Source organism: Limnospira sp. PMC 289.06 (assembly GCF_032350395.1).
Taxonomy (GTDB): Bacteria; Cyanobacteriota; Cyanobacteriia; order Cyanobacteriales; family Microcoleaceae; genus Limnospira; species Limnospira platensis.
In genome coordinates this window covers 1-6,162 of sequence record NZ_JARPLC010000189.1, presented here as the reverse complement: position 1 = coordinate 6,162, position 6,162 = coordinate 1, and the positions used below count along the sequence as shown (strand labels likewise).

At 45.1% G+C, this 6,162-nt stretch carries 6 protein-coding genes and 2 pseudogenes; 6 read left to right on the top strand and 2 right to left on the bottom strand.

What is annotated here, in order from left to right; genetic code table 11:
- The 5 genes from P5674_RS22635 to P5674_RS22615 form a co-directional block, all read left to right on the top strand.
- Positions 1–218 (top strand): hypothetical protein (locus P5674_RS22635; RefSeq protein ID WP_315670303.1); only part of this gene is annotated, 218 nt, incomplete at its 5' end.
- A 100-nt stretch (positions 219–318) separates the two neighbouring features.
- A complete protein-coding gene (locus tag P5674_RS22630) occupies positions 319–441 on the top strand; it encodes a hypothetical protein (RefSeq protein WP_286131292.1) in 123 nt (40 codons plus the stop codon).
- A gap of 38 nt (positions 442–479) precedes the next feature.
- The gene (locus tag P5674_RS22625) at positions 480–596 is read left to right on the top strand and encodes a photosystem II reaction center protein I (protein ID WP_006616470.1); all 117 of its coding nucleotides are present in this window, start codon (positions 480–482) and stop codon (positions 594–596) included.
- Positions 597–1,112: 516 nt separating this feature from the next.
- Positions 1,113–1,433 carry a TetR/AcrR family transcriptional regulator C-terminal domain-containing protein gene (locus tag P5674_RS22620; RefSeq protein ID WP_006616471.1) on the top strand — a complete coding sequence of 107 codons (321 nt, stop codon included), beginning with the start codon at positions 1,113–1,115 and terminating at the stop codon, positions 1,431–1,433.
- A gap of 22 nt (positions 1,434–1,455) precedes the next feature.
- Positions 1,456–2,484: a YheT family hydrolase gene (locus P5674_RS22615; RefSeq protein WP_014276865.1), complete on the top strand. Its 1,029-nt coding sequence runs from the start codon at positions 1,456–1,458 to the stop codon at positions 2,482–2,484.
- A 67-nt stretch (positions 2,485–2,551) separates the two neighbouring features.
- Here the strand turns inward: P5674_RS22615 and P5674_RS22610 are convergent.
- Together P5674_RS22610 and P5674_RS26720 are read right to left on the bottom strand one after the other, a co-directional pair.
- Positions 2,552–4,249 (bottom strand): annotated as a pseudogene (locus tag P5674_RS22610) (protein kinase domain-containing protein); the annotation flags it as partial.
- Positions 4,250–4,522: 273 nt separating this feature from the next.
- Positions 4,523–4,582: pseudogene (locus P5674_RS26720) on the bottom strand (4-Cys prefix domain-containing protein); the annotation flags it as partial.
- Between the two features lie 119 nt (positions 4,583–4,701).
- On the opposite strand from P5674_RS26720, the gene msrP reads away from it, so the two are divergent.
- The gene (gene msrP / locus P5674_RS22605) at positions 4,702–5,673 is read left to right on the top strand and encodes a protein-methionine-sulfoxide reductase catalytic subunit MsrP (protein ID WP_014276867.1); all 972 of its coding nucleotides are present in this window, start codon (positions 4,702–4,704) and stop codon (positions 5,671–5,673) included.
- Positions 5,674–6,162 lie beyond the last annotated feature (489 nt).

Genomic DNA, 6,162 nt, shown 5'->3' with positions numbered 1-6,162 from the left:
TTCACCTGTCAACTTCCCAACTCTCCAACTCCCACCTGTCAACTCTCGGACTTCCCCCACCTGTCACCTCCCACCTGTCAACTCTCGGACTTCCCCCACCTGTCACCTGTCAACTCTCGGACTTCCCCCGACCTTCCACCTGTCAACTCCACCATCTCCCCTTGACACCTACCGCCGCATCTGCTAAAATAGATTTTTTTACATTGCTATACGCTTGATTTTTTATTCAACCCTCCCCCCAGAAAGCGATCGCCACCTCTCCCCAGCTCCCCTTGACATCCACCGCCACATCTGCTACTATTTAACGATGGAGCAAATATGGCTATACACTTGATTATTTATTCAACACTGGTTCAGAAAGCGATCGCCCCAGAAAGCCATAAAATCCTTAAACCAAAGCCCAAATTAAGATATGATGGGAAAACAGTGCAAATTGCATAACCCAATCAAAAACAGATTCCCCAGGGAGTAATAAAACAATGGTAACTCTGAAAATCATCGTTAACATCGTTGTCCTCTTCTTCGTAGGCTTATTTATCTTTGGATTCTTATCCAATGACCCCTCACGAAACCCCAAACGTCGGGACTTAGAGTAATCCGGCGGAATTCCCAAGCCAAAACCTGATCTAGGGGGGTAAATGGGGTGATCAGTTATCATGTATAACCAATAACTCCATTTACCCTAGTATCACCGATTTAGGATAAGTTTGACTAGACATAATATGTGGTTAATTGTTATCTAAAAAACTGCCTATAATTACCCTATATATTGGAATTTTTCCCTAACTAAACTACCAATATAAATAGCTAAAATTCGCTAGGATTAACTCCTTTTAATTGGCTAGGGAGAAGTTAATAACCATGCGATCACACCTACTCCGATATATGATTTAAAAGGCAGATTCTATCAAGGTATAAGCTCATATATCAGATCGATAGATTCGCCAAAGCAGCCGGGGTGTCCAAACAAACCCTATATAGTCATTTTTCCGACAAAGATGGGTTGTTTACCGCCCTAGTCAAAAGGATAGCCTCAGAAAAACTCCGAGAGGTCGCCACCCCTATCAGGGAAACCAGAGTTAGTGTTACGAGACTTAGCCACGCGAATACTAATGGAAAATATAAGCGATCGCGAATATCTTGGCTTGATCCGGTTAATCGTCTCCGAGTCAGGAAAACGCCCAGACCTAGCCCAAGTATTTTTAACAGCCCTAGTCAAGCCCGCCATAGAAACCCTGACAGAGTATTTAAAAACCTGCCAAGAATTGACCATCACCGACCCCGAAGCCACAGCCAGAATCTTCGTAGGTTCCCCAATTCATTATATGGTAGTCCAAGAGATTTTGCAAGGCAAAGATTCCCTACCCATGACAGCCGATCGCCTAATCGATAATTTAGTAGAATTAATTATCCATCAAAAAGCCCTACCATAAATAATCATCATTAAATCCAATCATGTCGCCATCCCCCAGTTATCGCCCCCCATTTTTCCTCAAAAACGGGTTAATAATGACCCTTTATACAGCATTGCAAATTAGCAAAACTTGGCAAAATCACACCCACGAATCACCACCCCCTTATCAACAAAAAATATTCACCGGGGCGGGAGGTGTCCCCATCTTTGGTATTTATGCAATTCCCCCCAATCCTAAAGGCACAATAATTGCCACTTATGGCATTGTAGGAGACTTAGAAAATCAGTGGTTTTTAAAAATACTAGGTCGCCAAGCCTTCGCCCGTGGTTATGCTGTAGTATTATTCGACTGGCGCGCCCATGGAAAAACCGGGAAACTCTCACCCACCCTGCAATCTGACGGCTTATATGAAGGAGAAGACTTTGTAGAAATTGCTAACCAGTCACTCGCCCTAGGTTGTCCAGCCCCCCTAAGGTTATTAGGTTTTTCCTTGGGGGGTCAATTAGCCTTATGGGGGTTAAAAGCCGCCCAAAGTTCCAGTAATTTAGACATAGCTGGTGCCGCCGTAATGTGTCCTAGTTTAGACTCCAATAGATCCCTAACCTATTTAGAAAATCATCCCGTCGGGAAGTATTTAGAAAAAGCCATTACCCGCCAACTGCAAATACTCGCCCATCAACTCAATCAAAATCACCCCAATATTTTCAATCCCGAAGCCATAGCTAGAGTTAACTCAATTCGCAGTTTTGATCACGAATTAGTCATTGAAAAACTAGGATTTGCCACAGTAGAAGACTATTTTACTGCCAGTAGTGGCTTACAAATTTTACCCCAATTACACAAACCAACCCTAATTTTATATGCCCAAGATGATCCCCTATTTGACCCAAGCATTATCCCTGATTTAAAAGCGATCGCTAAACAGAATAAAGCGATCGACCTATGGCTAACCCCATCAGGAGGGCACGTCTGCCATATTAGCAGTAAATCCTGTCAAAAACAATGGGGCGATCGTGACCCTTGGTGGGCATGGAATCGCATTTTAAACTGGTTTGATACCCATGTTTAATGATTATAAACCCATAGCCGCCTCGCGTCAGAACCCCCAAATAACAATCATTAGCTGACCTACCTCGTCACCAACCCATGGGCCACACCTTAATACTATTATCAAAACTGCCACTAACTAAAGTTGTCTCAACCGGGTTAAAAACCACATTCACCCAGTGTTGATGACCTTTCATGGTCCCCGTTAAGCCCCCTGGCTCGATTGGCCATAACTTAATAGTACCATCAAAATCCCCACTAGCCAGAGTTTGACCATCAGGACTAAAAGACAGAGATTGAATTTTATCACCATGGCCCGTCAAAGTTTGCAGAGGGAGACTCGTAAAATATTCCAACTCCAGGCGATTTAAATCCCATAGGCGGACAGTACGATCCCAACTTCCCGTAGCCAGAGTTTGACCATCAGGACTAACAGCCAAAGACCAGATAGCTTGAGGATGAGCCGCTAAACTCCGCCGCAATTGACCAGTTTCCCGATCCCATAATTCCAGCAAACCATTACTGCTACCACTGATTAACATTTCACCATTAGCACTAAAAACGATCGCCTGTATCTGTTCCCCGTAACCCCGTAAAGTTCTTTCCTCAAAGCCGGTGTCAACATTCCACAAGCGAATCGACCCATCACCTCCCGCACTAGCCAAACTAGCACCATCAGGACTAAAAGCCAAAGCATGAACCCAACTCCGATGACCAGGTAACACCCGCACCAGACGACTATTCCACAAGTCCCAAATCCGAATAGTGCCATCACCCCCAGCACTCGCCAAAAATCGACCTTCAGGAGCGATCGCTATTGTACCAACCGGTTGGTTATGACCAGATAAAGTATTAACTACAGTCCCCGTATCAATATCCACCAAGTTAATCGAGCCATCAGTCTGACCACTAGCTACCAATTGACCATCGGGAGTAATAGCAAGCGACCAAATAGGCCCATCACCCGATCGCAAAGTCCGCACCCCAGAAGATTGTCTGTTCTGATAACCGCGACGATAATTATTAGGTCTGTTTCTGTTATAGTTAGGGCGAACCTCCGGCATCCTTCTCACCGGAATTTCAGGGCGACTCGGGGTTTCGGGAACTCGAGTCGGCAATCGCGAAGCCAAAATCAGAGACAGTATTGTCAGCGCAATTCCACCCCAGGCTGTCAGAATCCACTGTTGGTCAGAACTTTCTGCAAACGCCCCAGCCGTTGGTCCCCGTTTTAAAGCAGCGATCGCCTCCGATGCCGACTGATAACGGCGGGCAGGATTTCGCTCTACCAACTTATCTAAAATCCTTCCCAAGCGACGGCTAACAGGGCGTTTAATGTAGTCTCGCCACACCCAAGTATTTGATTTAACATCAAACAACTCAAAAGGCGAAACATCCGTCATTAAGTGCAGACAAGTCACCCCCAAACTGTAAAGATCATTTCTCCCATCAAAATGTCCTTGAGTTTGTTCCGGGGCCACATATTCCGCCGCCCCCATCATCCGTTCACCAGGGTATTGTTCAACCTCCACCAGAGGAATAGCCGACCCAAAATCCACCAGAGACAAACGATTACCCCCAGAACCATCATATTGAGGGGAACGAACAATATTTTCCGGCTTAATATCCCCATGCACAATACCATTGTCATGGACAACCTCTAGCACCGGAAGAACAGACGTAAGTAGCTCCCAAATCTGGATTTCTCCAAATACTCCATCACTAGCCAATTCGTCCGCCAAATTGCGCCCGCGAATATACTCATGAACAAAATACTTAGAGCCATTCTCTTCAAAACTCGCCCAAAGTTCTGGAATCAAAGCATTGTGACCAATTCTCTCCAACTCCCGCGCTCTGCACCTCAAATCCACTTCTATAGGCTTATAGCAATCAATTTCACCGGTTCGAGAATCAATATTTTCCGGTGAACCTATAAATTGCTTAATCGTACACTGAGGCTTAGACGGCTTATCTTCATCCACAGCCAAAAAAGTCCGACTGTTAGCACTTTCTCCTAAAATTCTCACCATCCGATAGCGGTCTTTCAGGTGCAAACTAGCTCCACAACTCTTACAAGTCTTTTGACCAGGAGAATTCTGCGGGTGCTGACACTGGGGATTCATGCAGTAACTCATAACCAGGCATTGTTTCGGTGTATTCTAATTATATGATATGCTTTTCACGCCTGGGTAGCCACAGAGCGTAACATAAAAACCATTGTAATCAAACGCAAAACCCTAATATGTCGCTAATTCGCATATCTCCCGACTGGCAACTACCCGAAAAACTGATTACCTCAGAATCAGCCTTTGTCAACCGCCGTAAATTTATCAAACAAGTAGTCGGCGCCGGACTGGCCGCCTCTATTTTACCCCTACAGGGATGCGATCGCACCTCTGCCAGCTTCCATACTACCCAAACTCCCTATCCCAACCTACCCCAAAACCCTAACTTTACCAACCTCCCATCAGCCACTACCCCCGAAGACCTTGCTACCCGTTATAACAACTACTACGAATTTGGCGGGTCTAAATCTATTTGGGAAGCCGCCCAAAACCTCCCTACCGATAACTGGCGAGTAGAAGTCTCAGGACTCGTCAAAAATCCCCGCACCTACGATATCGACGATTTACACAAAAAATTCCCCCTCCAAGAAAGAATCTATCGATTTCGCTGTGTCGAAGCCTGGGCGATGGTAGTTCCCTGGGTCGGTTTTCCCATGCGTCTACTCATGGCCGACGTTGAACCCACCAGCGCCGCCAAATTTGTCCGCTTCACTTCCTTTTATGACCCCAAAATCACCAAAGGTCCTGGTTTCTGGGCTACTAATTATCCCTGGCCCTATACCGAAGCATTAACCATTCAGGAAATGGCTAATGAATTGGCATTTTTGGCCACCGGAATTTATGGTAAAACTCTCCCCAAACAAAATGGCGCACCTTTACGCATGGTTCTACCTTGGAAATACGGCTTTAAAGGCGCTAAATCTATTGTAAAAATCGAATTTTTAGACCACCAACCTCCCACATTTTGGAATACCTTAGTCCCTAACGAATATGGCTTTGTCGCTAATGTTAACCCTAACAAACCTCATCCCCGTTGGTCTCAAGCTACCGAACGCATTGTTGGTAATGGTCCGAGTTTCTCCTGGGACACTCAACCCACATTAATTTATAACGGCTATGGAGAATATGTAGCCCATTTGTACACCTGAAAAGTTCACCAGCCAGCTAACCCACACTCTCTTTAGCAGACTAAGTGCCTTGCGCCCCTACCTTATTTTAGTCACGACACCTACCCCACCGAATGCGTAGCTAGTTCCCCCCCTCTGTCCTCAGCAGTTAAACAAGTCGTGAAGATCCTTAACTAGCGTCCTTCTCATCTAACCTGTATCGAGACTCATTCCCCAATTTCCCTTGCTTCACCCCCGAGAGCGTCAATTGCTCAACCTCCTGGGAAATAATCATGATATTCCCATTTATGTTAAGTTTTGTAACAAATTTTAATTAATGTTAAAAATTAGCCCGATTCGAGGCAGGGGACTTGACTTTTGCCTGGGCTTCATGGTATATTTTAAATAATCGATATATATGCTTTTTTTCGTAGATGAATATATTTCCATTATTTAAGTTATGGTCGAAAGGGAATTCACCTTCCCCAACTCCAATACAAAACCGTGCTTGATACTTTCACATCACACGGC